A 26,514-nucleotide genomic window follows, 5' to 3' on the forward strand; every position below is an offset into this window, starting at 1 on the left:
CCCTGCCGCGTGGCTTCGGTTTGCAGGCAAAGCCCGGGAATGTTATGGCGCGCCAACAGCAGATGCGCGAGGCCACCATGACCGATTACATCATCCGAGACATCGCCCTGGCCGATTTCGGTCGCAAAGAGTTGGATATCGCCGAAACCGAGATGCCGGGCCTGATGGCCCTGCGCGCCGAATACGGCGAAGCAAAGCCGCTGAAAGGCGCCCGGATCGCGGGCAGCCTGCATATGACCATACAAACCGCCGTGCTGATCGAAACGCTGGTGGCGCTGGGTGCCGAGGTGCGCTGGGCGTCGTGCAACATCTTTTCGACCCAGGACCACGCTGCAGCGGCGATCGCCAAGGCTGGCGTCCCGGTCTTTGCCGTCAAGGGCGAGACGCTGCCGGAATACTGGTCCTATACCGACCAGATCTTTCAGTTCGCCGAAGGCACCGCCAACATGATCCTCGACGATGGCGGCGATGCGACCATGTATGTGCTGCTGGGCGCACGGGTCGAGGCGGGCGAGACTGACCTGATCGCCACGCCGACCAGCGAAGAAGAAGAGGCGCTTTTTGCCCAGATCCGCAAGCGGCTGGCCGCCTCTCCCGGCTGGTTCACCAGCCAGCGCGAGGCCATTCGCGGCGTCAGCGAAGAAACCACGACCGGCGTGCATCGTCTTTATGACCTGCACAAGAAAGGACTGCTGCCCTTCCCGGCCATCAATGTGAACGACAGCGTCACCAAGTCGAAATTCGACAATAAATACGGCTGCAAAGAAAGCCTTGTCGACGGCATCCGCCGCGCCACCGATGTGATGATGGCGGGCAAGGTCGCGGTGGTCTGCGGCTATGGCGACGTGGGCAAAGGCTCGGCCGCCTCGCTGCGTGGCGCAGGCGCGCGGGTGAAGGTGACCGAGGTCGATCCGATCTGCGCCCTGCAGGCCGCGATGGACGGGTTCGAGGTGGTGTTGCTTGAGGATGTCGTCTCGACCGCTGATATCTTCATTACCACGACCGGCAACCGCGACGTCATCCGCATCGAGCACATGCGCGGGATGAAGGACATGGCCATCGTCGGCAACATCGGCCATTTCGACAATGAGATTCAGGTCGCGGCACTGCGCAACCACAAATGGACCAACATCAAGGATCAGGTGGACATGATCGAGATGCCCTCGGGCAATCGCATCATCCTGCTGTCCGAGGGGCGGCTGCTCAACCTCGGCAATGCCACCGGCCACCCCAGCTTTGTGATGTCGGCCAGCTTTACCAATCAGGTACTGGCACAGATCGAACTGTGGACCAAGCACGGCGAATATGCTCCGGGCGTCTATATCCTGCCCAAGGCGCTGGACGAAAAGGTTGCCCGCCTGCATCTGGACAAGATCGGCGTCAAGCTGACCAAGCTTAGCAAGGAACAGGCCGATTACATCGGCGTGACGCCCGAAGGTCCGTTCAAATCGGATCACTACCGCTACTGATACTGCCGGCACGGCCCTGAAAGGGGCCGTGCCCCGCAAATGCCGGGGAGGAGGAGGGGCCGCCCGCATGTCCGACGCTTGCCTGTTCTGCCGCATCGCACGCGGCGATCTGCCCGCCCATCGCGTGTATGAGGACGACCAGATCCTTGCCTTTCTGGACCTGCACCCGATCCGCCCCGGCCATTGCCTGATCATCCCGAAAGAGCATCACCCCTTCTTCGAGGATCTGCCCGAGGCGCTTGCCACCCGCATCACCACCTGCGCGCAACGCCTTGCCAGGCATATGAAGGTGCTTTACCCGGTCAGGCGCGTGGCGCTGTTCTATACCGGCATCCATGTCGCCCATGCACATGCCCATGTCGTGCCGATGCACCACGAACACGACGTCTCATCACAGGCCTATCTGCGCGACGGAGTGCTGGATTTTGCGATCGCTCCGCAGCTTGCCGCCGATGAGGGCGCGGCAATTTCGGATGCGCTGGCGGCAGCCTTTGGCGGCTAATCGCCGCGAACGCGCGGTTTCTGTTGATATTCGTCGGACCGGCGCTAGGCTTTCTCTTGGGACGGACCAAACCCCAGGGGGACAATCATGAGCAAGCGCGACGATCTGATCGCCAAATATGCCGCCGATCTCAAGGACAAGCTGGGCATTACGCCCGACATGGATCTGTTGACCAAGGTGGTCATCGGCTGCGGGCCGTCGATCTATAACGCGGATGCGGAAACCGTGGCTGCTTCGGACAAGACCGAGCTTGAGCGGATCAGGAACAACTACCTGATCAACAAGCTGGGCTTGCCCGATGGCCCCGAGCTTTCCTCAGCCATCGACGAGGTCATCGCGAAATACGGCAGCTCGAACCGCAACAAATATCGTGCGGTCGTCTATTACATGCTCTGCACGCATTTCGGCAAACAGTCGGTCTATGCCTGAACCCGCCTGACGGGTCAGAAGCCGGCAACCGCAAGGGCAGGGCCGCCCGCCCTTGCGCGACCCAAAGGGCGCCGACCTGGCACCTTAATCAAGCATACGCTTGATCGCGACCACCTGCTCGGCACTGGCGGCGCGAACATCGGCTGCAAGCGCCGCGGCCTCGTCCAGCAAAGACTCGGGCGGGACCAGCCGATCCACCAGCCCCCAGGCCAGGGCCTCCGGGGCGGGGATCTTTTGCCCGGCCATCAGGATCATTCTGGCCCGGGACGGCCCGACCAGCGCCCGCAACCGCTGCGGATCGCTTGGCTGCGGCAAAAAGCCCAGACGCATCACGGGGTAAAAGAACTTTGCCTCAGGCACCGCCAGCCGCAGATCGCAGGCCAGCACCATGCCCAGCGAACCGCCCGCCGCCGTGCCGTTCAGCGCCGCGATGGTCAGACAGGGCATCGAGGCGACACGGGACGACAGGCGCTCCCACTCGGGGGAAAGGGCAAGGCCTGCGCGCGCCTCATCCAGATCGGCACCGGCGGAAAAGACCTTGCCTTCGCCGGTCAGGATCACCGCGCGCAGGTCGGGCCGGGCAGCAAGCGCATCGAATGAAGCCGTCAGCTCGGCCAGCATCGTGCCGGTCAAAGAGTTGGCCTTAGCTGGGCGCGAAATGATGATGCGACCAATTCCGTCAATGAATTCACTGATAACCATCATTCCCTCCTTGGCCCCGGGCGCTGGTTGTGGCAGAAGCCGGGTGGCGTTATTTATCTGTTCTCGCCCTGAAAGGTGTTAAGAAATGAACCTGCGACTGACAAGCTCCGCCCTGGCACTGGCCGCCATGACTGCTCCGGCTTTTGCTGATGTAACCCCGGAACAGGTCTGGCAGTCTTGGGTCGAGTATTATCAGTCGGTTGGCTATAGCGTGTCCGAAGGCAAGCGCGAGGCGGCTGGCGATACGCTGACCGTATCCGAAATCACCGTCAAAGGTGGCACTCCGGAAGGACGGGTTGACCTCATCATTCCCCAGATCGTGCTGAGCGATATCGGCGATGGCAAGGTCCGCACCGTCTATGCCGATCAGATGACCGGCCAGGTGCATGGCGTTAACCCCGAGGGCACGGAATACGCTCTGCCCTTTACCATCGACCTGCCCGGCAACACCGCCGTTACCTCGGGTGCGATCGAGGATATGACGCATGAGCTCAACTATCCGACCATCGATATCACCCTGAGCTCGATCACGACGGAAGATAAAGAAACCAAACTGCCCGTTAAGATCGGCCTGGCGGATTCGGTCGGCACCATGCACTTTGTCGCAGGCACCCCCGCAAAGTATGACTATGACGTCAAGACCGGCAAGGTCACCTTTACGGGCGACATCACGTCCGAAGATGACGTGAATGTCAAATTCGACGGCAGCATCGAAGGCGTCGCAACCTCGGGCGACATGGTCGTCCCCGCCGACGGCATCGCCGACATCAGCAAAGACATGAATGCCGCGCTGAAAGCCGGTCTTGCCATGAACGGTCTGGCCAAAGCCGGTGCGCTGGCGGTCAGCTTTGAATTCTCGGGCACCGATGAGTACGACCAGCCCACCAGCGGTTCGGGCAAATACGACGGCAAGGGCCTTGATTTCAGCTTTTCGCTGTCCTCGGAAGGCGTCAGCTATCAGGCCGGCACCGATGCGAACACCTTCGAGCTGGCCAGCAGCAACCTGCCCTTCCCGATCAACTACGCCATTGAAAGCAGCAGTTTCGACGTTCAGCTGCCCGCAATGAAGTCGGACGAGGCGCAGCCCTTCAAGTTCACCTATTCGCTGACCGGGCTGACGCTTGGCGATGCGATCTGGAACCTGTTCGACGCCCAGGGTCAACTGCCGCGCGATCCGGCCACGCTGGATATCGACGTGACCGGCACGATGAAGGTCATCAAGGATCTGTTCGATCCGGCCACGATGGCTGACGCAGACATCTCTTCCGACGAGGGTGCCGGCGATATGGCCTCGGACGAGCCGCCCTTCGAACCGATCGACCTGACCATCAACCAGGTCGCGCTGAACGCGCTTGGCGCCAAGATCCACGCCGAAGGTGCGCTGAAAGCCCCCGAAAGCGGCGACATGACCACCCCGGTGGGTGAACTGAACGCCAGCTACGAAGGCGTCAACGGCCTGATCGACAAGCTGAGCACCATCGGGCTGATCCCCGAAGATCAGGCCATGAGCGTGCGGATGATGATGGCCATGTTTGCCAAGCCGGTCGGCGACGACAAGCTGGAAACCAAGCTTGAGTTCAAGGAAGACGGCTCGATCTTTGCCAACGGCCAACAAATCAAGTAATCCCGCGCGGCGCGGCACCGACGCGCCCTGAGGGATGCTTTCGCGGGGGTCGGGCATTGTCCGCGCCCCCGCATTCATTTTACAAGGTGAACCGCATGTCAGAATTCGACCGACTCGAGACTTTGACGCAGCAGCTGCTGGCTGCGGCGCGCAAGGCGGGCGCCGAGCAGGCGGATGCCGTGGCGCTTGAAGCTGCCGCCGTCTCGGTCGATGTGCGGGGGGGGCATCTGGAACATGCCGAACGCGCTGAGGGGGTCGAAATCGGCCTGCGCGTGCTGATCGGTGGGCGACAGGCCTGCGTTTCGGCCTCGGACCGCTCACAGCGCACCATTGAAGAGATGGCCGCGCGGGCGGTTGCCATGGCGCGCGAAGCTCCGGTTGACGATACGCTGGGCCTTGCCGAACCCGGGCAACTGGCGCGCGACACCGACAACAGCGGGCTGGACCTCTTTGATCACGGCCGCGAGCCGACACCAGAAGAGCTGCAAGAACTGGCGCTGCGCGCCGAGGCAGCAGCACTTGCCGTTGATGGTATCTCCAAGATCGAATCCTCTGGCGCCAGCCACTCGCAGCGCCGGATGTGGCTGGCCGCGACCAACGGTTTCTCGGCTGGCTATGGGCGCAGCGGCCACAGCCTGTCCACAGTTGCAATCACCGGCGAAGGGCTGGCGATGGAGCGGGACTGGGCCGGGGAAAGCCGTGTTCATGCCGCCGACATGCCCTCGCCCGAGGAAATCGGCCGGCTGGCCGCTGAACGCACCGTCGCCCGGCGCGGCGCAAAGAAACCGCCGACCGGAGCCTTTCCTATCCTGTATGATGAACGGGTGGCGTCGGGGCTGATCGGGCATCTGGTCTCGGCGGTGAATGGCGCTGCGGTAGCACGTGGGGCAAGCTGGTTGCGCGATGCGCTTGGCGAACAGGTGCTGCCCAAGGGCTTTGACCTGCGCGAAGATCCCCACCGGCCGCGCTATGGCTCATCCCGCATCTTTGACGCCGAAGGGCTGGCGACCGCGCCCCGGCTGATCGTTGCGGATGGTGTCCTGCAGGGGTGGACGCTGGATCTGGCAACGGCCCGCAAACTGGAAATGGAGTCGACCGCCAGCGCCATGCGCGGGGCGGGTAGCCCGCCCTCGCCCGGCGTGACCAATCTGGAACTGACCCCCGGTGACCGCTCTGCGCAAGAGCTGATCCGCGAGATGGGGCGCGGCCTGATCGTCACCTCAATGCTTGGCGCCTCGATCAACGGCACCACCGGCGATTACTCGCGCGGGGCCGGCGGTTTCTGGGTCGAGAATGGCGAAATCGCCTATCCGGTCAATGAATGCACTATTGCCGGCAACCTGCGCGACATGCTGCTGCGCCTGATTGCGGCAAATGACCTGCATGACTGGCGGTCGATGCGCGTGCCTAGCCTGCTGGTCGAAGGGATGACCGTTGCCGGCGAGTGACCTTGCACTATTGGAGCAAGCCGCGCATGAAGCTGGCGAAATCGCGCTGCGCTACTGGCGGCGCGAACCGCGCTTTTGGGACAAGGACGGCGGTGCAGGTCCGGTGACCGAGGCCGATCTGGCCGTCAATGAACATCTTGAGCGACTGCTGCGCAGCGCACGCCCCGATTACGGTTGGCTTAGCGAAGAAAGCACCGATGACCCGGCCAGGCTTGAGGCCGAGTACTGTTTCATCATCGACCCGATCGACGGGACCCGCGCCTTTATCGACGGGCAGACCGGGTTTTCCAATGCGCTGGCACTTGCGCGCGGCGACCAGGTGGTGGCGGGCGTGGTCCATTTGCCAGCCATGGGCATCACCTATACCGCCTTGGCCGAGGGACCGGCCCTGCGCAACGGCCAGCCTATCGCGCCCTCGGCCCACAGCTTCGAGGGCGCGCATGTCCTGACCGGCAAGCCCAGCCTAGACCCGGTGCATTGGCGCGGCATAACGCCCCCGCTCAAGCGTGGTTTCCGACCATCGCTGGCCTGGCGGCTGTGCCTGGTGGCAGAAGGACAGTTCGACGCGGCGCTGTCGACCCGCCCGGCCTGGGAGTGGGATGTGGCGGCGGGCAGCCTTGTCGCCGCCCGTGCCGGCTGTACGGTCAGCGAATTGTCCGGCACCCCGATGCATTTCAACGCTGCGCGCCCGCTGACCGACGGGCTGGTTGTGGCAGCACCCGCGCTGCACGATCAGTTGCTGGCCGCCTTGACACCACGCAAAGGACGTTCAGGCAGCCAGCTTGATGCCCCGCCGCACGGCAGCTAAAAAGGACCAAAGGCCGGAGCCGCTCTGGTCTAGTCCCGCAGACGACAGGGCGCGAATATGAGCCGTCTTCCCCCCGCGACCCGCGACCGGCTGGCCGACGCGATCACATTTCATCCGGCCACGGCCGAAGCACGCTTGCTGCGCGAGGCGCTGGGGCGCTTTGCCACCGGCGTCACCGTCGTTACCACCGCCGACCCGCAGGGCCCGATCGGGATGACGGTGAACAGTTTTTCCAGTGTCTCGCTTGAGCCGCCGCTGGTCCTGTGGTGCCCGGCCCGCTCTTCGACCCGGCACGACGCGTTTGCCGGGGCCAAGGCATGGTCGGTCCATATTCTCGGCTCGGAACAGCTGGAAACCTGCCTGCGCTTTACCCGCGGCGGTCGCCAGTTCGAAGGGCTGGAGACCGCCGAAACCGCCGAGGGCGTCCCGGTTATCCCCGGTGTTGCCGCGCGTTTCGACTGCGCCGCACATGCCGTGCATGAGGCTGGCGATCATTCGGTGCTGATCGGCAGGGTGCTGCGGGTGACCGTGGCCGGACCGGGCGACCACCCGCTGGTCTTTGCCGCCGGACGTTTTGGCCAGTTCCAGCCCGACGCAGGCTAACCGCACTTTAACCGCCGCAGCAGGGTGCGTACGATCAGCCGATACGCCGGTCCTGCAACCAGCATATACGCCCGGCCACAGCGGTTATGCGTCACCACAGATGAAGTGATCGCCAGCTCTGCCCCTTGGGTCGAAATGCAGGTCATCACATCCAGATGCCGCTGCCGCTCGTTCAGCACCAAAAGGTCGAGTGTGGACTGTTCAACCAGAAAAGAACCCAGCTTTTCAGCCACACGCGCGTTGTCGCCAGGCTCTCGGCCCGACCCGCCGATACGCCGGACCCCGAACCGCACCGAGACCGCATCGCGGATGCGAAAGGTCAGCCTCATCAGCGGCAAAGGATGGCCGCAGATGTAATTTCATGCTTCAAGCGTGATCGGTGGCTGAAGCCGCCCATCTTTTACTGGTTACGGCAATTCAACTGCTCGCGTGCAGCCACCAGCGGCACGTTGTGGATCTGATCTGCCTTGCACCATGTCTCGCGTCTCCGTCACTGTGCTGCGGACACCAGCCCAGGTGACGCCGTCGACACATAAAACGGACAAACCCCGCAGCCGGGCCTTAGCTGCCCTCAAGCGGGGGCAGCGGCTGCGAAAAGATGTCGTCAATGCGTGGCACCGGTGCCGATGAGGTGGCAATCGCCCGGCCCGGCCCCGACAAGGTGGCGATCTGGCGGGCCAGCTGGGCAATGGCCTGCGACTGGGCGCGAGCTATGGCGGCGGGCCCGTCATTCGTCAGCGGCACCGATATGTCAAAGCTGCGCGCATGGTTCGCGCCGCCCGCCCCTTCGTTCGAGACGAAATAGCGCCCGCTGAGCCGATAGTTGCCGTCGGCCTGCGCCAGCGCCTTTTCGACCCGCACCTCAAGCCGGCGCTTGGGCGGCTCGGCCAAAGGCCACGGCTCGGCGATCACCGTGGCGCCGGACAGGTCCGAGATGCTGCGTGCCAGCGTCTGCGTAAAGGCGCGCTGCGGGGTGTCAGCCCAAAGCTGTTTGGTGTTCGAACGCACCGCCCCGTCTTCGGTCTGCCAGCTAACCTCATCGCCCGAGGCATATTGCGGCAGGGACACGTCCTTAAGCTCGGCCGTGCCCAGACGGTCAGGAACGCGCGCGCCGCTGCTTGGCGGATCGATCAGGTAGCGCGCTGTCTTTTCACCGTTCGAGCAGGCACCAAGCAGGGCGAGGCAGGCGGCAGAAGCAAGGATGAGGCGCATCTTATCGTCCCAGGATGAAAGCTTGCGGATTGCGTTCGATGGTGCGCGCCAGACTGCCAAAGGCATTGGCGGCGCGACGCATCTCGCGCATCAGGTTGATGGTTTCGTTATTGAAGCTTGACCGTTCGCCATAGGCGGCCATCACGGCATCGGCCCGCGCGGCCAGGGCCTCAAGCCGGGCCGAAAGCTGCGGCAGGCGCTTGGCAGCGTCCGAAACATCCTGCGCTGCCGTACTGGCCGAGGCCAGCGCCGTATTCAGACTGCCCGCGGCATTGCCGTCGCGCAGATCGTTCAGCAGACCCGAAGCCGCCTGCAGCGTCTCGGACAGGTTCTTGGGCAGTTGCTCGGCGTCCTCGGTCCCCAGCAGGGCACGGACATCGCGCAGAATACCCTCGGCTTCGTTGCCGATGGCGGCAAAGTCCACCGCCTCGATCTTGGCGGCGGCGGCGTCTATCTGATCGACCATCGCTGGCACATCGGCAGCGGCCAGCTTGACCGCCTCGGCGGCGGCGGCAGCTTCGTCCACCATGCGGCGCACCTGACCGACCGCGCCGGATTCGCGCAACTCGGTGGTGACCTGACGGATCTCGCCCGCAGCGGCCTGCGCATCCTGAAGTGTTCCGCGCAAAGCAGCAGGAATGGCGCGGGTGTCTTCGCTGCTGGCGATGGCGGTGATGCTGTTCATCATGTCGGTGGCGGACTTCAGCGCCTCTTCGATCGGCAGATCGCCAACCCGGGCAAGGAAGCCCTGTGCAGTCTCGCTGAAATCCGAAATATCGCCCGGCACCGAAGGGATGATCGGATAGGGCTCGCCCGAGCGGTCAAGCTCGGCCGGGGCGGCCTCGGACAGCGAGACCAGTTCCACCTGCAGCGAGGTACCAAAGAATCCGGCGCTGGCGACCCGCGCACGCAGCCCCGCCTGAACCTGACGGGCAAGGAAGTCCAGCGCGTCTTCATGTGGCGCGTCCTCGGACAGGCCCAGACGGGTGGGGTTGATGACCAGCGTCACCTCTTGCTCGACATGTTCGCGGCCCTGATCGTCGGTAATGATCCGCGCCGCCAGATTGCTGACATGGCCGACCGTCAGGCCCATGAACTGTACATTCGCGCCCTTATCCAGCCCTTTGACCGATTCACCAACACGCATGAGAACGCGCAGCGCGGTTGAGTCGTCCTCGGCCAGCTTGTTCGCCTGCGCGGTGGCCTGATCGGTTTGCAGGGTAAAGACATGCCCGTCCTCGACCGGTCGCCCGCCCGAAGTCAGGGTGGCGAACTCGGCCCCGCCTTGCAGCACCGACGCCAGCGAGTTTACATTCAGCGACAGACCCTGCGCCCCAAGCGAAACGGAAAAGCCCGAGGTATCCCAGAACACCGTATTGGTGGTCAGCCGCTTGTCATGGGGTGCGGCGATAAAGACATCGGCCAAAACGGATTCATCAGTTTCGGACAGGCGCAGGTTCTGCATCTGCCCGACCGGCAGGCCACGGAACATCACCGGCGCGCCCTCGGTCATACCGCGCGAACGTTCCGCCGACAGCACGATCCAGGTGCCTTTCTCGCCAAAGCTGGTCAGCGGCGGCTTGTCGAGCCCCTGGAACCGGGTCTGCGGGTCGTCCGGTTTGTCATCCCAGAACCCTTCGATAAAGGCACCGGTCAGCACCGTATCCAGTCGCGAAATCCCCTGCGCCGAGACCTGCGGCCGCACGATCCAGAACTGTGCCTCTTTGTCGATGAAAGGGGCAAGGTCCTTGTCCACGCGCATATTGACCAGAACCTGCTGAAGATCGTCGGTAAAGCGCACCGATTCGACCTTGCCAACGGTGATCTCGCGGAACTTCAGCGCCGTCTCACCGGGAGTGATGCCGGTTGCATCCTTGAACGCGACCGAGATCAACGTGCCGCGGCTGGCAATCATGTTCCAGCCAACGCCCAGCGTGACAATCAGCGCCAGAATGGGCACCAGCCAGATCAGCGGCAGGCCGGGTCGCACCGGACGAGCGGCGGGCTTGCGGGCAGGATCAGCAGGTTTCAGCGGGGTATTGTCGCTTTGCGTGGGCGAAGGCCTGTCCGTCATTCCTAGTCCTTGCGGCTGCGCAGCGGTAAGCCGCGCCAGATCAGTCTTGGATCAAAACTTTGCGCGGAAAGCATGGTGAAGGCAACTGACAGCGCGAATGAGACAGCTGCCGGTCCCGGATGGATCGAGGCAACAAAGCCAAGCTGCACCAGAGCCGACAGGATCGCGACGACAAAGACGTCGATCATCGACCAGCGGCCAATGAATTCGACCACCTCATAAAGATGCAACCGCTTATGCGCCGCGCTTACCGTTGCCGGCCGCCCCGCGACCAGCGCCAGCCAGCTGATGGAGACAAATTTGGCGATCGGCACGATGATCGAGGCGATAAAGACAATCGCCGCAACACCATAGTTGCCATAATGCATCAGATCGACCACCCCACCCAGAATGGTGGATTCGCTGCTGCCCTTGATCCCGCCCAAGGTTGAGGTCTTGAGCATCGGGAACATGTTCGCCGGAATGTAAAAGATGAATCCGGCCACCAGCCAGGCCCAGACCGCGTTCAGACAGCGCCGGTCAGGCGGCAGCAGCTCTGCGCCGCAACGCTGGCAGATCGCCTCGCCTTCCGGCCAGACCCGGCCGCAGCTGCGGCAGCCAACCAGCCCGGCGCGATGGGCGGTCAGGATCGGTCCGTCATGCGTGCTCATGCGCGGATCTCGGGCGTCATTTCGCGCCCGTCCGTGGCAACACCGGCGTCCTCGATGGCGTCCCAGATGGTCGCAGCACTGGTAAAGGCGTTGCTGGCCGCATTGACCACGATCAGCCCGCAAAAGGCCCAGAAGGCCGGGCCGAAACTGATATTTGCCAGCCCGCCCACCTTGACCAGCGCAAGCGCCGTGCCGATGACAAAGATCTCGGCCATGGACCACGGCCTCAGCGCCTCGGACAGGCGAAAGGCCGGGACGGCATGGGCATAGGGCGGGCGTCTGCGTGACAGGGGCCAAAGCGTATAGACCAAAAGCACCGCCCGCAGCACCGGAAGCCCGATGATCGAGCCAAGCAGCGCCACCGTCAGCGGCATCAGCCAGCCGTGGGAAAAGGCCAGCGCCACCCCGAAAAGCGAGGTCTGGTTGCCAAACCCCATGCGCGAGATTTCCAGGAACGGAAAGAACACCGCCCCGACCATCAGCACCAGCGAGGTAAAGGACAGCGCAATGATGCGGGTAAAGGCACCTGCGCGCGGACTGGCCAGCACGGTATTGCAGCGTATGCAGCGCGCAGTTTCGCCCGGCTCAAGCTCGCGCTCGATATGCAGCGCGTCGCAGCGCGGGCAGGCAATCAGCCCCGCGCCGGTGGTCAGATCATATGTGCCTTCGCTCTGCATTCCGTCAGAATATCGGGCCGCCGCCGCTGCGCAAGACGCGACAGAAGCGTGACAGAAGCGATTCGGCACCGGTGACATTGGCGCACCAGGCCACCCGCGCAGGGCCCAATAACATAACACGGCATGGCAGACATGATATTTAAAAGAAATCATGTACTTGAACGCGCCCTCATCACCCCACATGCAGGAAATACATGGTATTTGAAGCGTTAACTGGATTTTCACCGCGTTGCGAAAGACCTTCCCCGGCGAGCAGAGAAAGGGAAAGTTCATGGCCGGCAACGGCGGCGGCGCGCCAATCATCATCAAAAGGGTCAAAGGCGGAGATTCGGGCGGCCATCATGGCGGCGCCTGGAAAGTTGCCTATGCGGACTTCGTGACCGCCATGATGGCGTTCTTTCTGCTTATGTGGCTGCTGAACGCCACGACTGAAAAGCAGCGCAAGGGGCTGGCGGATTATTTCAACCCGACCATCGTCCAATCGGTGCAAAGCGGTCGTGACGGCCCCTTCGGCGGTGAGATTCAGGATGCCGAAACGAATTCGGGACAGGGTGCGGGCGCATCGCGCGACACCTTTCTTGCCCGCGCACTTGAAGAGCAAGAGGCCGAGTTCGAAAAGATGGCCCGCCATATCCAGAACCAGCTGACCGGCAGCGGGGCAGAATCCCTGCAAAAGGTCAATCTGCTGCGCCATGTCATAACCCGCATGACAGACGAAGGGTTGGTGATCGAGCTGACCGACCTGGTGGACGAGCCTCTTTTTGTCGGCGACAGCGCCCAGCCCACCCCAACGATGATCGAGCTGTCCCGGATTTTGTCGGACATTCTTGGCCGGGTCCGAAATCAGGTTGCGGTCAACGGCCATGTGCGCGCCTATCCCGAAATGCTGATCCACTCTCCGGTCTGGGCACTGTCGGACGCGCGCGCCCATACGCTGCGCAACCTGCTGGAAGTGGCCGGCTTTGACGAAAAGCGTATTCAGCGCGTCACGGCCTTTGCTGATCGGCGCAACCGCTCTGTCAATCCAATGGACCCGAACAACAACCGGATAGAGGTGATTTTATTAAGATGACCCGGCCAGATCGGGTGCCGTTAGGAGCATGTTAACCCGAGACGGGCAGACTTCCTACAAGAACGACTCATACAGGGTGACAACAGAATGTCGATTTCATCTGCCCTCAGCGCCGGGGTTTCGGGGCTGGCCGCAAACTCTACCCGCCTGGCGAATATTTCAGATAACATCTCGAACTCAGGCACCTATGGCTACAAGCGCGTCAATACCAGCTTTGAAAGCATGGTGATCAACCAGGCCCGGGGCGACGGATTTTATACCGCTGGCGGGGTGCGCGCCAGCAGCAGCCGCGCGATTGATCAGCGCGGCAACCTCGTGTCAACCTCGCATCCGCTTGACATCGCCATTGCGGGCCGTGGCATGCTGCCGGTACTTGATGCGTCGTCGGTACGCGCAGGCGAAAGTGCAACATCATCCAACCTGCTCATGACCTCGACCGGGGCATTCCGGATTGATGAACAGGGCTACCTGCGCACCGATTCAGGTCTGGTCCTGACCGGCTGGCCAGCAAATAGCGACGGCACCATCCCTGCGCAGTCGCGCAATTCGGCTGGCGGGTTGCAGCCAATCATGATCAACGCAAGCCAGACCGCCGCCGCGCCAACCACACGAATCAACCTGGACGTCAACCTGCCCGCGGATGAGGCGGTGGGTGATGCGGCCGGCACCGCACGCAAGGTCGAGGTCGAATATTTCGGCAACCTCGGCAATTCGGAAAAAATGGAGATCACCTTCAAGCCGGATGTCTCCGGCACGGCGGGGGCACGAACGAACCGCTGGACAATGGAGATCCGTGATAAGGCGATTACCGACGATCCGTCCACCCCGGATGATGAGTCGCTGATCGGCGTCTACACTCTGGAGTTCGACAATAGCCAAAGCGGCGGCGGCACCTTGTCGAAGGTTACTACCGACGCCGGAGGCTCCTATGATCCTGAAAAAGGTACACTGACGGTTCCTGGTGCGAACGGCCCTATGACCATCAACCTTGGACGCTATGGCGACAGTCAGGGCCTGACCCAGCTCAGCACGGATTTCACATCCGCCAATGTGACCAAGAATGGTTCGCCCGTCGGCAGCCTGACCGCGCTTGAAATCGACGAGAATGGCTCTCTGCAGGCAACCTATGACACCGGCTTCACCCGTACCTTGTATCAGGTTCCGCTGGTGGACGTTCCGAATCCAAACGGTCTGATCGCAATGGACAACCAGACCTACAAGATCTCACCTGAATCAGGGGCCTTCTACCTTTGGGACGCAGGCGATGGCCCGACCGGATCGGTCGTGGGCTATGCACGCGAAACATCAACGACCGATGTCGCAGCAGAGATGACCGATCTGATTCAAACCCAGCGCGCCTATACCTCCAACGCCAAGATCATTCAGACGGTCGATGAGATGTTGCAGGAAACAACAAACCTCAAGCGCTGACGCTGATCGGGACGATCTCGGACCATCCCGCATTATAGAAAAGCAAGGATTTGTTTATGAGTATTTCATCGGCTATCTCAAACGCCGTATCGGGCCTGACCGCGGCTTCGCGGGGCACCGAGGTCGTCTCTGCCAACATCGCCAATGCATTGACTCCCGGCTATGCACGCCGGGAGCTGAACCTTTCTACCCGCTCCCCCCAAATGGGCGGCGGCGTGCACATCGACGGTGTCAGCAGGCTGATCAACAAAGGACTGCTTGCCGATAACCGGTTGGCTAAGGCAAGTTTGGGTGCCTCGGAAACCACTGCCGCCTTTCACGCCGCTATGGAAAAGACCTTCGGGGCCGGAACTGAGCGCACCTCGCTGGTTCAGGCCCTGACCGATTTTGAAACCGCGCTGACCAGCGCCGCATCGCGTCCGGACAGCGAGGCGCGCCTGTCGGGCGTGGTCGATGCAGCCGGAGCACTGGTTAAAAAGATCAACGACATTTCGGCGTCGATCCAAAAGGAACGCGCAAAGGCAGACAAAACCATCAGCCAGGACGTAACACGGGTAAACGATGCGCTCGAACAGGTGGCAAAGCTGAACAGCCAGATCGTCGTCCTTGCCGCCCAAGGCAAGGACACCGCTTCCTTGGTCGACGCACGTCAGGCCGCGATTGACGAAATTTCGGGCATCTTGCCGCTTCGCGAAGTTCCGCGTGAAAATGGTCAGGTCTCGCTGTTCACACCAGGTGGAATGGCGCTGTTGGATGGCACCAAGCCGGTGCGAATTGGTTTCAGCGCCGCCCCGGGCATCAGTGCCGGGATGTCAGTCGAGAATGGCGACCTTTCCGCTCTGACCTTTGACGGCACCCCCCTCACCGCCGCGCAGCAGGCAATGTTGGGCAAGGGCAGCCTTAGCGCAAATTTTGCCATCCGTGATCAAATCGCTCCCGCCTACCAACAGCAAATCGACGCCTTCGCGCGTGAGATTTATGCGCGCTTTTCCGATCCCGCCCTAGATTCGTCGCTGACTGAAAATGATCCGGGGCTGTTCACAGATGCTCAACACGCGCTTGATCCCGACAATGAGCCCGGTTTCGCCAGTCGTATCGCCCTCAACTCTTTGGTTGTCCCCGATCAAGGTGGGCAATTGTGGCGGCTTCGGGCTGGGATCAATGCCGATGGGCCGGGCGACGCCGGGGAAAGCGAACTTCTGAGCCGTCTGGCGAAAGCAATAACAGATACCCAAAGCCCGGCTTCGTCCAACCTCTCTGACACACAACGCAGCTTGCAGACGCTTTCCGCTGAGCTTTCCTCGAAAGCGGCGACGAGCCGGCTGACTTCGGAAGCAACCGCGCTGCAAGACCGTTCGCGCCAGTCCGGCCTCAAGGAAGCACTTCTCGCTGACGGCGTAGACAGCGACAAGGAAATGGAAAGCCTGCTGGCCCTGGAGCGCGCCTATTCGGCTAATGCCAAGGTCTTTCAGACCGCTAATGACATGCTTGACGCTATCCTGAGGTTGACATGAGCTCTTTCTCCTCCATCGGCGATCTCACCCGCCCGCATCAACTCCGGCTGGGTCAATATACGTTAAAGGCCAAGCTCAACCGCCTGACTCAGGAGGTCACCACAGGCATCAAGTCGGATATTGCCAAGGCCGTCGGCGGTGATCTATCGGAAATCTCGCATATTGATTCGCGCCTGAAAATACTGACCACGCTTCAGCAGAATGCCTCAGAGGCCGGGATCCGGCTGGAGGCCATGCAGTTGGCATTGGGTCAAGTCCAGTCCCTGACGGACGACCTTGGTCCCAAGCTCCTTGTCGAGGCAGAAAATCTTGAGCCCAGCGACCTGATCTTGCGGGCTCAGGATGTCGAACAAAGCCTCCGTCAGGTGTTCAACGCACTGAACGGTAATGTAGGCGGTCACTATGTTTTCTCGGGTACGCGAAATGATCGCGCACCGCTCGGCGGCTTTGAAACCATGCTGTCCGAACTGAAAACTGCTGTCGCGGGGGCGACAACTGCGGCTGATATCACCAAAAAAATTGACGCCTGGTTCGACGCCCCAGCCGGAGAGGGCGGCTTCACCGACCTGATCTACCAAGGTGCAGATGCTAAAGGTCAGCAGGTTCCTATCTCATCAGAACACCATACCGGCAGCCGTTTGACTGCAAATTCTCCAGAACTGCGGGACGCATTAAAAGGTATGGCGATCATGGCCTACATTGCCTCGGCCGGCCAAACCATTGACGCGACCAACCTTCGAGAACTCTTCACCGAGGCCGGCGGCCTGCTCATCAAAGCAACTACCGGGTTAACCAGTGCCCGAGCTGAATTAGGTCAGCAGCAAGCGCGGGTGACACAAGCGCAAGCCCGGAATGCTGCCGAAGTGACAGCATTCTCAATCGCGCGCAACGCTCTGATCGGAGCAGATCCTTTTGAGGCCGCAACAGCGTTAAAAGAAACCGAAGCAAGCATTGAAAGCCTCTACATCCTCACGAACCGGCTTTCCCGCCTTAGTCTGACGGAGCACCTGTCGTGAGGTTTCTTTGCCTTCTTCTATTGCTGCTTGGCATCATCCATCCCAGCTTTGCCATGCCGGTCCGCATCAAGGATCTGACCAATGTCGATGGCGTCAGAGGCAATGATCTGGTCGGCTATGGCCTCGTCGTCGGCCTCAACGGCTCCGGCGACAGTCTGCGCAACGCTCCCTTTACCGAAGAAATCATGGCTGGTCTTCTGGAACGGCTCGGCGTGAACGTAACTGACGAAGCATTTCGGCCAAAGAACGTTGCAGCAGTGATCGTGACAGCCACACTGCCTCCTTTTGCCCGAACCGGATCACAGATTGATGTGAATGTGGCCGCGATCGGCGACGCGAAAAGCCTTTTGGGCGGGACTCTGGTGATGACACCGCTGAACGCCGCCGATGGTGAAATCTATGCCGTCGCACAAGGCGCAGTACTAGCCGGCGGGGTCGAGGCCTCGGGTGCTGCCGCTTCCGTCGTGCAGGGCGTGCCAACGACAGGCATGATCCCGTCTGGCGCCAGAATCGAAAGAGAGGTCGCCTTTGACTTTTCACAGATGACCAATCTGCGTCTGGCACTAAGAAATCCCGATTTTACCACTGCAGCGAGGGTGGAGGCGGCGATCAACCAAAAGCTCGGCCGGGGCCTGGCCGAAATGATCGATTCAGGGACTATTGCCATCGACCTTACATCCCAAGGCCGTCTGAATCCGGCGCGCATGATGGGCCAGATCGAGAATATCGTCGTCGAACCAGAAACCGCTGCCCGGGTGGTCATAGATCACAAGTCCGGCACCATCGTCATGGGGAAAGATGTCCGCATTTCGCGCGTGGCTGTATCACAGGGCAACCTGTCGCTGCAGGTGCGCGAAACTCCCGTAGTGTCGCAGCCCAACCCCTTCGCCCCGGGTGAAACTGTCGTAGTACCTCGGACAGAGGCTGCCATCACTCAGGAACCCGGAATCGGTTTTGCCGAAGTCACTGGAGAATCATCTCTTTCTGATGTTGTTGCTGGGCTCAACGCGCTTGGCGTTCGCCCACGCGACATGATCGACATTCTGAAAACGATCCACGCCGCCGGCGCGCTGCACGCCGAATTCGTCGTGAACTGAGCAGCTTACGACACTGCAGATCGACGATAATGGATTCCCACGCCAGCAGCGCCCGGTCGGGTAGGGAACACGTCAGCTTCGACGGATCACAGGATCGGTATGAAACTACTGAGCTGGCTATCATACTGCTCAAGCACACCTTCGGCGATGTCGTGCAGAACGCCATGCAAGGACAGGTTTCCTGTTTCCACGGCTTCCTTCACGAATGGAAAGGTCATCATGTTTTCGAGAGAAATCAGCACTGCCTGCCGTTCAAGCGCGCGGATTTGCTTCTCGGCCGGTAGGGACGCAATACGTTCATAGCCGGGACGCAAAATATCCATCCATCGTCCAACGAAGCTCGATTTTTCTTCCAACTCGGGTGCATGACCTGAACACATAGCGTGACAGCCCTGAACACCGCCGCAGTTGGTATGTCCGACGACAACAATATGCGCGACCTTAAGCGTATTGACTGCATATTCGATCGCAGCCGAGGTGCCGTGCTGCTCTCCGTCAGGCGCATAAGGCGGGACCAGATTGGCAATGTTGCGGTGAATGAAGAATTCGCCGGTGTCCGCGCCAAAGATCGAGGTCACATGCACTCGCGAATCACAGCACGCGATGACCATAGCCCGGGGGTGCTGACCGTCCTCGGCAAGGCGGCGATACCAGACCTTGTTTTCAAGAAAGGTTGTCGCACGCCATCCATAATAGCGTTGGATCAGATACTGCGGCAGGGGACGTGCTTGCTTCATCGTTTCCTCATCTGTCAGCCGCGACTTGATAACCGCAGAACCCGTAAAGTTCGAGCGTTTTGGCACCATCCTCATAACCTTTTCTTGAGGGATTGGTGCCAGTTTCCACCTCAACTTTTATGACCCGACAAATGAGCGGCTATGACCAGGATTTCAGTTCTGACTGTAAGTGAGGCCGCGCGGATAGATGTGCAAAGGCTTGAGCAAATCATACAGGAACTGGGGGAAATCGCAGCCGGTCAGATCATCGGCATGGCACTTGAGCAGATGGCCCTGACCTTGCATCGTGCCGTCTCTGCGTTCCAGAGGGGTGATCCGGGGATGATCGTCGCCCATGCAGACAAACTTTCCCGGCTGGCCTGGCAAATGGGGATGGTGACACTGGCAGCTGTCGCCATCGATGTCGGGGCCTGTGCCGAGCGGCAGGATTTCACCGCCCTCGCCGCCACCGTCGGTCGCTTGGAGCGAATCGGAAACCATTCGCTGACCGAACTGTGGGACTTGCGAGAGACACCATAAAGCTAAGCCCTTGCAGCCCCCGACCCGGGCGCTAGGCTGTGGTCAGAAATGCAAAACAGAGCATATCAATGACACCCGAATTCGCGGACCCGAGTACCTCTTCGCTACCCCTATGGCTGATTCGCCAGGGCGAGAACGAACCCGTTTTGCCTCCAGAGCTTGGCTCTGTGGCAGCGAACTGGGCGAAGGCGCAGGGTTTCATCGGCAGACCGGGGCAAATCTGCCTTCTGCCCTCGGCCCAGGGCGGGATCGAAGGGGCGCTTTTCGGCATAGGCCCGGCACCAAAACCATCCAGCCGACCAGCACGCGAGCGCTTTTCACTGGCACGGGCAGCCGAGGCGCTGCCCCCAGGCAGCTGGCGGATTGCAAACCGGCCTGACGGGTTCGATCTGACCAACGGCGCGCTTGGCTGGCTTTTCGCACAATACCGCTTTGACCGTTACAAGCGAATCGAACCGCCGAAAGCCCGGCTCATCTGCCCCGAAGAGCTGGAGCCCAGGCGATTGATCGCCATGGCGGCGGGCGAATATCTGGCACGCGACCTGATCAACACCCCCACCTCGGATATGGGCCCCGACGAGCTTGAGCAAGCCGCCCGCGCGCTTGCCCAACGTCATGGTGCAGCGGTCGAGGTGATCCACGGCGAAGATCTGCTTACCGCGAATTTCCCGATGATCCATGCGGTCGGCCGTGCCGCCGCGCAGGCACCGCGGCTGATCGACCTTCGCTTTGAGGGCAAGGGGCCACGGCTGACGCTGGTTGGAAAAGGCGTCTGTTTCGACACGGGCGGGCTCGACATCAAGCCCCCTTCGTCGATGGGGCTGATGAAAAAGGATATGGGCGGCGCGGCCAATGTCCTGGGCCTGGCCGAAACGCTGGCCCGCCTGGGCCTGCACCAGAACATGCAGCTGCGCGTTCTGATCCCGGCAGTGGAAAATGCCATTTCCGCCAATGCATTCCGCCCCGGCGACATCCTGACCAGCCGCAAGGGACTGACGGTCGAGGTGAACAATACCGACGCCGAGGGCCGGCTCGTGCTCGCCGACGCATTGGCGCTGGCAGATGAAGAGGCGCCCGATCTGCTGATCTCGATGGCAACGCTGACCGGCGCGGCCCGCGTCGCACTTGGCCCTGAACTGCCGCCTTTTTTCTGCGACAGCGATGCAGTCGCGGCGGCAATCCAGTCGGCCGGGCTTTCCCACGATGATCCGGTCTGGCGCATGCCGTTTTGGGAACCGTACGAGGCGATGATCGAACCCGCCATCGCCGATCTCGACAACGCGCCATCGGGCGGCTTTGCGGGCGCGATTACCGCCGCCCTGTTCCTGCGCCGCTTTACTGGCCAGGCCCGGGCCTATGCGCATTTTGACATCTATGGATGGCAACCCAGCACCGCGCCCGGCCGACCCAAGGGCGGCGCGGGTCAGGGTATGCGCGCCCTTCTGCATGCCCTGCCGGAGATTTTGTCATGACCGCACCCGACCGCCGCCTGACCCCGGCGACCGAGCGGGTCGCGTTGGAAACATTGCGCGGCACCCTGCAGCGCCCCAGCTATACGGCAGGAGAGCCAGCGCGTCTGGCAGTGCCGGTGGCCGATCTGTGCCGCGCACCGCAAGGCGCGCGCGACCGTCAACTGAACTTTGGCGCCGATCTGACTGTGATTGAACGACAGGGGGACTGGGCCTTTGTCCAGGCCACATCCGATAGCTATTGCGGCTGGGTGCAGGCGGCTGGGCTCGGCCCGCAACACCCGGAAATTACCCATCGCCTCAGCGCCCCCGCGAGCCACGCCTATACCGGGCCGGACCTGAAAACGCCCGAAACGATGCATCTGTCACTGGGCGCACGGCTGTCGGTGACCGGGATAAAGGACGGCTTTGCCCGGTTGGCGCAAGGCGGCTGGGTCCCGGTCCAGCATATCTCGGACCGGCCCGAAGCCGACCCTGCGGCGGTGGCCGGGCGTCTGCTCGGCACGCCCTATCTCTGGGGCGGCAACAGCCGCTGCGGGATTGATTGCTCGGGTCTGGCGCAGGCGGCACTAAGCGCCTGTGCGATCCCCTGCCCCGGCGACAGCGATTTGCAACGGAAAGCCTTTCCCGAGATAGGGGACGAGATTCGCCGCAACGACCTGTTGTTCTGGCCCGGTCATGTCGCCCTTGCACTGGATTCGCAGCGTATAATTCATGCCACCGCCTATGCCATGGCGGTGATCATCGAGCCTATCGCCGAAGCTGTCGCCCGAATCGATACGGCTGGGAACGGGCCGTTTCTTGGCGCCCATCGCCCGCCACCACCGGGAGGGGCCACCTATCCCTGACCCCCTATAACAAAGGAGGCATGCTTGGTTCATCTTTGGGTCCGCGCGGAAAGCCGCGCCAATGAGCAAAGGGTCGGCGTCACGCCCGAAGGCGTGGCCGCGCTGATTGACCAAGGCTTCCGCGTCACGGTCGAGGAAAGCCCGCATCGCATCCTGCCTATCGCCGATTACCGGGCAGCAGGGGCCGCGATCGCCCCCAATGACAGTTGGCCCGACGCCCCAGGCGATGCGATCATCTTTGGCATCAAGGAGCTGCCCGAAGACGGTGCGCCGCTTGCCCATCGGCACATCATGTTCGGCCACGCCTATAAGGGACAGCCCGCCGGGCAAGCGCTGCTGCGCCGGTTCCGCGACGGGGGCGGCACCCTTTACGATCTGGAATACCTGACCGACGACAATGGCCGCAGGCTGGCAGCCTTTGGTTATTGGGCCGGGTATGCCGGGGCAGCAGTGACGCTAAAGGCATGGGCGGCCCAGCGAAGGGGTGGCATCTGCGGGCCGGTTGATACCTGGCCTTCGCAAGACGCGCTTGAGACAGAGCTACGGGCCGAACTGGACGCGACCGGCGCCCCGCGTCCCCATACCATCGTCATCGGCGCGCTGGGGCGGGTGGGTAGCGGGGCCTCGGACCTGCTGACGCGGATGGGGGTACGGGTGACGAAATGGGACATGGCCGAAACCGCAGGCGGCGGCCCGTTCCCAGAGGTCCTTGCCCATGAGATGTTCATCAACTGCATTCTCGCCAGCCCGCAAACTCCGGTCTTTGTCCCGCCCAATGCGGTCAATCCCGGCCGCCTGCTAACCGTGATCGGCGATGTGGCCTGCGATCCCTCCAGCAGCTTCAACCCGGTCAAGGTCTATGACCGGGTGACGGACTGGGCCCGGCCGGTGATACGCGTCGCCGAGCAACCACCGCTGGATGTGATGGCAATCGACAATCTGCCGTCACTTTTGCCGCGCGAAAGCTCGCTTGATTATGCCGGACAGCTTTTGCCAGTCCTCAAGCAGCTTGATCATATAGATCAGGGCGCATGGGGCCGGGCCGGCGCGCTGTTTCGCGACCATCTCGCGGCGCTTTCAGCGTAAAGGGGAACACAAGCCGCCCCGGACCGTTGAGCTTGCGAACCGATCCGGGACCGGAGGCGATCATGAACACTATCCGACGCACCCTTGCCGCCACGCTCGTCCTCGGCCTTGCTGCGCCTGCAGCGATGGCCGAGTTGAACGACCGTCCCCCGAATGCCCGTGACCAAAGCCCGGCCTTTCCCGGCCAGACCCGTGCGCCCGAAATCCATCAGGACATCCCGATTGCCCGCAGCACGCTTATTCGCGGGCTCGACAGCCCATGGGGGATGGCGCTTTTGCCTGATGGCGGGCTGCTGATCACCGAGCGTAGTGGCGGGATGCGGCTTTTCCGCGATGGCAAGCTTTCAGACCCGATCAAGGGCCTGCCCGCTGTCGACGCCCGCGGCCAGGGTGGTCTGCTGGATGTGGCAGTCGCACCGGATTTCTCCCGGACACGGCAGGTCTGGTTCAGCTTTTCAGAACCACGCGGCGAGGGGCGCAACAGCACCTCGGTCGGCACCGGAAAGCTATCAGCAGACGGAAAGGCGCTTGAGGGCGTGCGCGTGATCTTTCGGCAAGAGCCGGCATGGGCCTCGACCCTGCATTTCGGTTCGCGGTTGATCTTTGACCAGCAAGGGCAGCTTTTCGTCACCACAGGCGAAAGATCGCTGCCCGAGCCACGCAAGCTGGCCCAGGACCCGCACACCCATCTGGGCAAGGTCCTGCGCATCAATCCGGCAAGCGGCGGCCCTGCACCGGGCAATCCCCCCGCTCAGGGTGACACGCGGCCCGAGATCTGGTCCCTTGGCCACCGCAACCTTCAGGCAGCGGCGCTTGACGCACAGGGTCGGCTGTGGACGGTCGAACACGGCCCGCGCGGCGGGGATGAGCTGAACCGCCCGCAGCCAGGGCGCAACTACGGCTGGCCAATCATCACCTATGGGCAGGATTACAGCGGCGCGCCCATCGGCCAGGGCATCACCCAACGCGAGGGGATGGAGCAGCCGGTCTATTACTGGGACCCGGTCATCGCCCCCAGCGGCATGGTCTTTTATCAGGGCACAATGTTTCCCGAGCTGCGCGGCGACGCGCTGATCGGCGGCCTGCAAGCACAGGCCGTGGTGCGCCTGCGGATCACCGGCGACCGCGTCAGCGGCGAACAGCGCCTTGTCGAGGGCATCGGCCGCGTCCGCGATATCGAGGTTGCCCCCGATGGCGCGATCCTGATCCTGACCGACGGCGGAGCGTTGATCCGGCTTGCCCGGGGCTGAGGGTCAGACCGGACGTTGCAGGTTGTCCTCTTCCTCTTCGGGGGACAGGCCCAAAGCCTCCATCCCGGCTTCGAGGTAATCGGCAAGCTGGGGCTCGCCCATCAGGTAATCCTCGGTCGGGGTGCGGCGCTCGGCCTTGGCGGTGCGAATCGCCTCGGCCAGATCTTCGGCGGCAAAGGTATCGCGGCCAATCCACATCACCGCGACAAGGCTTGCCTGCTCATCCTCGTTCAGACCGGCGATGAATTCGGCAAGCTCGGTTTCGGTTCCATGGCCCCTGCGCTGCCCGCTATGCGCCCAAGGGTTTACCCCGCTGTCATATTCGCGCGCGCGGATGATGACATGGGCGATCTTTTCGGGGCTGATTTCCAGCATGGCTGCACCTCCGGTCTTTGCCCCTTTGTCGCGCCGGGCGACGACGGGGTCAATCACGGCCGTACGGTCACCGTCCAAACAGCCGCTCGATATCCGAAAGCTTGAGCTCGATCCAGGTCGGGCGGCCATGGTTGCACTGGCCCGACTTCGGCACCCGCTCCATCTCGCGCAGCAGGGCGTTCATCTCATCCGCCGTCATGCGCCGTCCCGAACGGACCGAGCCGTGACAGGCCATTGAGGACAGGACCGCGTCGACCCGCGCCCGCAGCCGCTCGGATGTGCCCTGATCGGCCAGATCGTCGAGAATGTCGCGGATCAGTCGCTGGACGTTCAGCCGTTTGACCAGCACCGGCACCTCGCGTACCGCCACCGCACCGCCGCCGAAAGGTTCAATCACCAGACCCAGCTCGGCCAGATCCCCGGCGATTGAAAGAATCCGCTGGGCGTCGGCCTCGGACAGTTCGACGATCTCGGGGATCAGCAGGGCCTGACTGGCGATGCCGTTCGTCTCTTGCTGCGCCTTCAGCCGCTCATAAACCAGCCGCTCATGCGCGGCGTGCTGGTCGACGATGACGATGCCATTGGAGGTCTGGGCGATGATCCAGTTTTCGTGCAGTTGCGCGCGGGCCGCGCCCAGCGGGGCGTCGGTCTGCGCCTCGCCCTCGGGCTCCGGCTCGACGCGGGCCGAGGGCGATTCGGCAAAGCCCGGCGCCTGCAGGGCAAGGCTGGCTGCAATCGCCGGAGCCGAGGGGCGAGAGGGGGCGTAGCTTGCCTGATAGCGGCGCGGAGCTTCGGGCTGCGGCTCAGGCCGCGCAAGACCCAGCGCCGCCGTTGCCACAGTCGATGAGACACGATGCCCCGCCCCCGCCAGCGCGTGACGCAGGGCCGAAACGACCAGCCCGCGCGCGATCCCCGGTTCGCGGAAACGCACCTCGGCCTTGGCAGGGTGGACGTTGACATCAACCTGATGCGGGTCGCAGGTCACAAACAGCACCGCCGCCGGGTGACGCCCGGAAGGCAGCACATCCATATAACCGGCCCGCAGCGCCCCGGTCAGCAGCTTGTCGCGAACCGGACGACCGTTCACGTAAAGATGCTGCGCAACCGCCGCGCCGCGCGAATAGGTCGGCAGGGCGGCAAAGCCGGTCAGAGTGATACCGTCCCGCTCGGCGTCGATCGGCAGGGCGTTGTCGATAAAATCGCGACCCATGACCCGCGACAGCCGTGTTTGCAGGGCGCCGAACAGATCGCCCTGTTCGGCATCGGCGCGGAACAGTACCCGCGCCTCGTCCTCATCGGTCAGGATAAAGCCGACATAGGGTTCGGCCATGGCAAGGCGGCGGATGACATCGGCCACGGCCTGCGTCTCGGCCCGGTCCGTGCGCAGAAACTTGAGCCGGGCAGGGGTGGCAAAGAACAGATCGCGCAGTTCGACCACCGTGCCCCGATTGCCAGCGGCAGGCTTGACCGAACCGATACGACCGCCAGAGACCGAGATTTCAGCCCCGTCAAACCCCGCGGCACGGCTGGCAATACGCAGTCGCCCGACCGCGCCCAGGCTGGGCAAAGCCTCACCGCGAAAACCAAAGCTGCGAATATCCAGCAGGTCGCTGCCGTCGATCTTGCTGGTCGCATGGCGGGCAAGCGCCAGAGGCAAGTCCTCGGCAGTCATGCCGCAACCGTCATCGGTAACGCGGATCAGCGCCTTGCCACCCTTGGCAATCGCCACCTCGATGCGGGTGGCACCGGCATCCAATGCGTTCTCGACCAGTTCCTTGACCGCCGAGGCCGGCCGCTCGACCACCTCACCAGCGGCAATGCGGTTGGCGGCCGCCTCGTCCAGTTGCCGGATCACCGGGCGCATATTGGGGTCATGGGTGTTCATAACCCCATATTTAGCAG

The 26,514-nt window shown here is 62.4% G+C and carries 26 protein-coding genes; 17 read left to right on the plus strand and 9 right to left on the minus strand.

Translation table 11 applies throughout. The features are described 5' to 3' along the window. Positions 1-77 precede the first annotated feature (77 nt). The 3 genes from ahcY to F8A10_RS10680 all read left to right on the plus strand — a co-directional run bounded on the left by ahcY (position 78) and on the right by F8A10_RS10680 (position 2,400). A complete protein-coding gene (gene ahcY / locus F8A10_RS10670; protein ID WP_010391833.1) occupies positions 78-1,469 on the plus strand; it encodes an adenosylhomocysteinase in 1,392 nt (463 codons plus the stop codon). Positions 1,470-1,536: 67 nt separating this feature from the next. Then, on the plus strand, positions 1,537-1,971 hold the full coding sequence (locus F8A10_RS10675; protein WP_152367267.1) for an HIT family protein: 435 nt from the start codon (positions 1,537-1,539) through the stop codon (positions 1,969-1,971). A gap of 87 nt (positions 1,972-2,058) precedes the next feature. Further along, positions 2,059-2,400 carry a DUF2853 family protein gene (locus tag F8A10_RS10680; RefSeq protein ID WP_010391836.1) on the plus strand — a complete coding sequence of 114 codons (342 nt, stop codon included), beginning with the start codon at positions 2,059-2,061 and terminating at the stop codon, positions 2,398-2,400. Between the two features lie 84 nt (positions 2,401-2,484). Here F8A10_RS10680 and F8A10_RS10685 read toward each other — a convergent pair whose 3' ends face one another. Then, a complete protein-coding gene (locus tag F8A10_RS10685; RefSeq protein ID WP_152367268.1) occupies positions 2,485-3,105 on the minus strand; it encodes an enoyl-CoA hydratase/isomerase family protein in 621 nt (206 codons plus the stop codon). Between the two features lie 82 nt (positions 3,106-3,187). On the opposite strand from F8A10_RS10685, the gene F8A10_RS10690 reads away from it, so the two are divergent. From F8A10_RS10690 to F8A10_RS10705, 4 genes are all read left to right on the plus strand, one after another. Further along, a complete protein-coding gene (locus F8A10_RS10690) occupies positions 3,188-4,726 on the plus strand; it encodes a DUF2125 domain-containing protein (protein ID WP_152367269.1) in 1,539 nt (512 codons plus the stop codon). Positions 4,727-4,821: 95 nt separating this feature from the next. After that, positions 4,822-6,174, plus strand: coding sequence for a TldD/PmbA family protein (locus F8A10_RS10695; RefSeq protein WP_010391844.1), 1,353 nt, complete (start codon positions 4,822-4,824; stop codon positions 6,172-6,174). Then, on the plus strand, positions 6,161-6,982 hold the full coding sequence (locus tag F8A10_RS10700) for a 3'(2'),5'-bisphosphate nucleotidase CysQ (protein ID WP_152367270.1): 822 nt from the start codon (positions 6,161-6,163) through the stop codon (positions 6,980-6,982). The genes F8A10_RS10695 and F8A10_RS10700 overlap by 14 nt, the downstream gene beginning before the upstream one ends. A gap of 57 nt (positions 6,983-7,039) precedes the next feature. After that, positions 7,040-7,585 (plus strand): flavin reductase family protein, encoded by a 546-nt coding sequence (locus F8A10_RS10705; protein WP_085502024.1) that lies wholly within the window; start codon positions 7,040-7,042, stop codon positions 7,583-7,585. Here F8A10_RS10705 and F8A10_RS10710 read toward each other — a convergent pair. The 5 genes from F8A10_RS10710 to F8A10_RS10730 all read right to left on the minus strand — a co-directional run bounded on the left by F8A10_RS10710 (position 7,582) and on the right by F8A10_RS10730 (position 12,198). Then, positions 7,582-7,914 (minus strand): DUF2867 domain-containing protein, encoded by a 333-nt coding sequence (locus F8A10_RS10710; protein WP_152367271.1) that lies wholly within the window; start codon positions 7,912-7,914, stop codon positions 7,582-7,584. The two genes, F8A10_RS10705 and F8A10_RS10710, sit on opposite strands and share 4 nt — an antisense overlap. Before the next feature lie 232 nt (positions 7,915-8,146). Next, a complete protein-coding gene (locus F8A10_RS10715; protein ID WP_010391852.1) occupies positions 8,147-8,797 on the minus strand; it encodes a PqiC family protein in 651 nt (216 codons plus the stop codon). A 1-nt stretch (position 8,798) separates the two neighbouring features. Beyond that, positions 8,799-10,871, minus strand: a complete 2,073-nt coding sequence (locus tag F8A10_RS10720) for a PqiB family protein (RefSeq protein WP_152367272.1) — start codon at positions 10,869-10,871, stop codon at positions 8,799-8,801. Positions 10,872-10,873: 2 nt separating this feature from the next. After that, positions 10,874-11,521 (minus strand): paraquat-inducible protein A, encoded by a 648-nt coding sequence (locus F8A10_RS10725; protein WP_010391857.1) that lies wholly within the window; start codon positions 11,519-11,521, stop codon positions 10,874-10,876. After that, positions 11,518-12,198: a paraquat-inducible protein A gene (locus tag F8A10_RS10730; protein ID WP_010391859.1), complete on the minus strand. Its 681-nt coding sequence runs from the start codon at positions 12,196-12,198 to the stop codon at positions 11,518-11,520. The genes F8A10_RS10725 and F8A10_RS10730 overlap by 4 nt, the downstream gene beginning before the upstream one ends. Before the next feature lie 271 nt (positions 12,199-12,469). Here F8A10_RS10730 and F8A10_RS10735 point away from each other — a divergent pair, with 271 nt between their 5' ends. From F8A10_RS10735 to F8A10_RS10755, 5 genes are all read left to right on the plus strand, one after another. Further along, complete coding sequence (locus F8A10_RS10735) at positions 12,470-13,270, plus strand: flagellar motor protein MotB (RefSeq protein ID WP_152367273.1); 801 nt, start codon at positions 12,470-12,472, stop codon at positions 13,268-13,270. An 87-nt stretch (positions 13,271-13,357) separates the two neighbouring features. After that, positions 13,358-14,701, plus strand: coding sequence for a flagellar hook protein FlgE (locus F8A10_RS10740; protein ID WP_152367274.1), 1,344 nt, complete (start codon positions 13,358-13,360; stop codon positions 14,699-14,701). Positions 14,702-14,757: 56 nt separating this feature from the next. Beyond that, positions 14,758-16,215 carry a flagellar hook-associated protein FlgK gene (flgK, locus tag F8A10_RS10745; RefSeq protein WP_152367275.1) on the plus strand — a complete coding sequence of 486 codons (1,458 nt, stop codon included), beginning with the start codon at positions 14,758-14,760 and terminating at the stop codon, positions 16,213-16,215. Continuing rightward, entirely contained in the window at positions 16,212-17,231 is a 1,020-nt protein-coding gene (locus F8A10_RS10750) for a flagellin (protein WP_010391868.1), read from the plus strand. Before flgK ends, F8A10_RS10750 begins: the two co-directional genes overlap by 4 nt. 53 nt (positions 17,232-17,284) lie before the next feature. Next, positions 17,285-18,328, plus strand: coding sequence for a flagellar basal body P-ring protein FlgI (locus F8A10_RS10755; protein ID WP_240547585.1), 1,044 nt, complete (start codon positions 17,285-17,287; stop codon positions 18,326-18,328). Between the two features lie 86 nt (positions 18,329-18,414). On the opposite strand, the gene F8A10_RS10760 is transcribed toward F8A10_RS10755, so the two are convergent. Continuing rightward, a complete protein-coding gene (locus tag F8A10_RS10760; protein ID WP_010391872.1) occupies positions 18,415-19,065 on the minus strand; it encodes a carbonic anhydrase in 651 nt (216 codons plus the stop codon). 141 nt (positions 19,066-19,206) lie between these two features. Between F8A10_RS10760 and F8A10_RS10765 the strand changes: the two genes are divergently transcribed. From F8A10_RS10765 to F8A10_RS10785, 5 genes are all read left to right on the plus strand, one after another. Further along, on the plus strand, positions 19,207-19,584 hold the full coding sequence (locus F8A10_RS10765) for a hypothetical protein (protein ID WP_152367276.1): 378 nt from the start codon (positions 19,207-19,209) through the stop codon (positions 19,582-19,584). 68 nt (positions 19,585-19,652) lie between these two features. Then, positions 19,653-21,056 carry a leucyl aminopeptidase family protein gene (locus F8A10_RS10770; protein ID WP_152367277.1) on the plus strand — a complete coding sequence of 468 codons (1,404 nt, stop codon included), beginning with the start codon at positions 19,653-19,655 and terminating at the stop codon, positions 21,054-21,056. Further along, the gene (locus F8A10_RS10775; RefSeq protein ID WP_152367278.1) at positions 21,053-21,901 is read left to right on the plus strand and encodes a C40 family peptidase; all 849 of its coding nucleotides are present in this window, start codon (positions 21,053-21,055) and stop codon (positions 21,899-21,901) included. Before F8A10_RS10770 ends, F8A10_RS10775 begins: the two co-directional genes overlap by 4 nt. Before the next feature lie 24 nt (positions 21,902-21,925). Next, on the plus strand, positions 21,926-22,987 hold the full coding sequence (locus F8A10_RS10780; protein WP_085502013.1) for a saccharopine dehydrogenase: 1,062 nt from the start codon (positions 21,926-21,928) through the stop codon (positions 22,985-22,987). 62 nt (positions 22,988-23,049) lie between these two features. Further along, the gene (locus tag F8A10_RS10785; RefSeq protein ID WP_010391879.1) at positions 23,050-24,237 is read left to right on the plus strand and encodes a PQQ-dependent sugar dehydrogenase; all 1,188 of its coding nucleotides are present in this window, start codon (positions 23,050-23,052) and stop codon (positions 24,235-24,237) included. A 3-nt stretch (positions 24,238-24,240) separates the two neighbouring features. Here the strand turns inward: F8A10_RS10785 and F8A10_RS10790 are convergent, their stop codons facing one another. Together F8A10_RS10790 and mutL are read right to left on the minus strand one after the other, a co-directional pair. Further along, entirely contained in the window at positions 24,241-24,612 is a 372-nt protein-coding gene (locus tag F8A10_RS10790; RefSeq protein WP_152367372.1) for a DUF3775 domain-containing protein, read from the minus strand. A gap of 67 nt (positions 24,613-24,679) precedes the next feature. After that, the gene (gene mutL / locus F8A10_RS10795) at positions 24,680-26,497 is read right to left on the minus strand and encodes a DNA mismatch repair endonuclease MutL (RefSeq protein WP_152367279.1); all 1,818 of its coding nucleotides are present in this window, start codon (positions 26,495-26,497) and stop codon (positions 24,680-24,682) included. Positions 26,498-26,514 lie beyond the last annotated feature (17 nt).

Source organism: Paracoccus kondratievae, from assembly GCF_009301415.1.
Lineage (GTDB): Bacteria > Pseudomonadota > Alphaproteobacteria > Rhodobacterales > Rhodobacteraceae > Paracoccus > Paracoccus kondratievae.

Coding starts and splice junctions, on each gene's coding strand:
- F8A10_RS10755 (WP_240547585.1), top strand. CDS start 17,285: ATGCCGGTCCGCATCAAGGATCTGACCAATGTCGATGGCGTCAGAGGC.
- F8A10_RS10750 (WP_010391868.1), top strand. CDS start 16,212: ATGAGCTCTTTCTCCTCCATCGGCGATCTCACCCGCCCGCATCAACTC.
- F8A10_RS10730 (WP_010391859.1), bottom strand. CDS start 12,198: ATGCAGAGCGAAGGCACATATGATCTGACCACCGGCGCGGGGCTGATT.
- F8A10_RS10680 (WP_010391836.1), top strand. CDS start 2,059: ATGAGCAAGCGCGACGATCTGATCGCCAAATATGCCGCCGATCTCAAG.
- F8A10_RS10705 (WP_085502024.1), top strand. CDS start 7,040: ATGAGCCGTCTTCCCCCCGCGACCCGCGACCGGCTGGCCGACGCGATC.
- F8A10_RS10785 (WP_010391879.1), top strand. CDS start 23,050: ATGAACACTATCCGACGCACCCTTGCCGCCACGCTCGTCCTCGGCCTT.
- F8A10_RS10710 (WP_152367271.1), bottom strand. CDS start 7,914: ATGAGGCTGACCTTTCGCATCCGCGATGCGGTCTCGGTGCGGTTCGGG.
- mutL (WP_152367279.1), bottom strand. CDS start 26,497: ATGAACACCCATGACCCCAATATGCGCCCGGTGATCCGGCAACTGGAC.
- F8A10_RS10725 (WP_010391857.1), bottom strand. CDS start 11,521: ATGAGCACGCATGACGGACCGATCCTGACCGCCCATCGCGCCGGGCTG.
- ahcY (WP_010391833.1), top strand. CDS start 78: ATGACCGATTACATCATCCGAGACATCGCCCTGGCCGATTTCGGTCGC.
- F8A10_RS10770 (WP_152367277.1), top strand. CDS start 19,653: ATGACACCCGAATTCGCGGACCCGAGTACCTCTTCGCTACCCCTATGG.
- F8A10_RS10720 (WP_152367272.1), bottom strand. CDS start 10,871: ATGACGGACAGGCCTTCGCCCACGCAAAGCGACAATACCCCGCTGAAA.
- flgK (WP_152367275.1), top strand. CDS start 14,758: ATGAGTATTTCATCGGCTATCTCAAACGCCGTATCGGGCCTGACCGCG.
- F8A10_RS10695 (WP_010391844.1), top strand. CDS start 4,822: ATGTCAGAATTCGACCGACTCGAGACTTTGACGCAGCAGCTGCTGGCT.
- F8A10_RS10690 (WP_152367269.1), top strand. CDS start 3,188: ATGAACCTGCGACTGACAAGCTCCGCCCTGGCACTGGCCGCCATGACT.
- F8A10_RS10740 (WP_152367274.1), top strand. CDS start 13,358: ATGTCGATTTCATCTGCCCTCAGCGCCGGGGTTTCGGGGCTGGCCGCA.
- F8A10_RS10775 (WP_152367278.1), top strand. CDS start 21,053: ATGACCGCACCCGACCGCCGCCTGACCCCGGCGACCGAGCGGGTCGCG.
- F8A10_RS10735 (WP_152367273.1), top strand. CDS start 12,470: ATGGCCGGCAACGGCGGCGGCGCGCCAATCATCATCAAAAGGGTCAAA.
- F8A10_RS10685 (WP_152367268.1), bottom strand. CDS start 3,105: ATGATGGTTATCAGTGAATTCATTGACGGAATTGGTCGCATCATCATT.
- F8A10_RS10765 (WP_152367276.1), top strand. CDS start 19,207: ATGACCAGGATTTCAGTTCTGACTGTAAGTGAGGCCGCGCGGATAGAT.
- F8A10_RS10715 (WP_010391852.1), bottom strand. CDS start 8,797: ATGCGCCTCATCCTTGCTTCTGCCGCCTGCCTCGCCCTGCTTGGTGCC.
- F8A10_RS10790 (WP_152367372.1), bottom strand. CDS start 24,612: ATGCTGGAAATCAGCCCCGAAAAGATCGCCCATGTCATCATCCGCGCG.
- F8A10_RS10760 (WP_010391872.1), bottom strand. CDS start 19,065: ATGAAGCAAGCACGTCCCCTGCCGCAGTATCTGATCCAACGCTATTAT.
- F8A10_RS10675 (WP_152367267.1), top strand. CDS start 1,537: ATGTCCGACGCTTGCCTGTTCTGCCGCATCGCACGCGGCGATCTGCCC.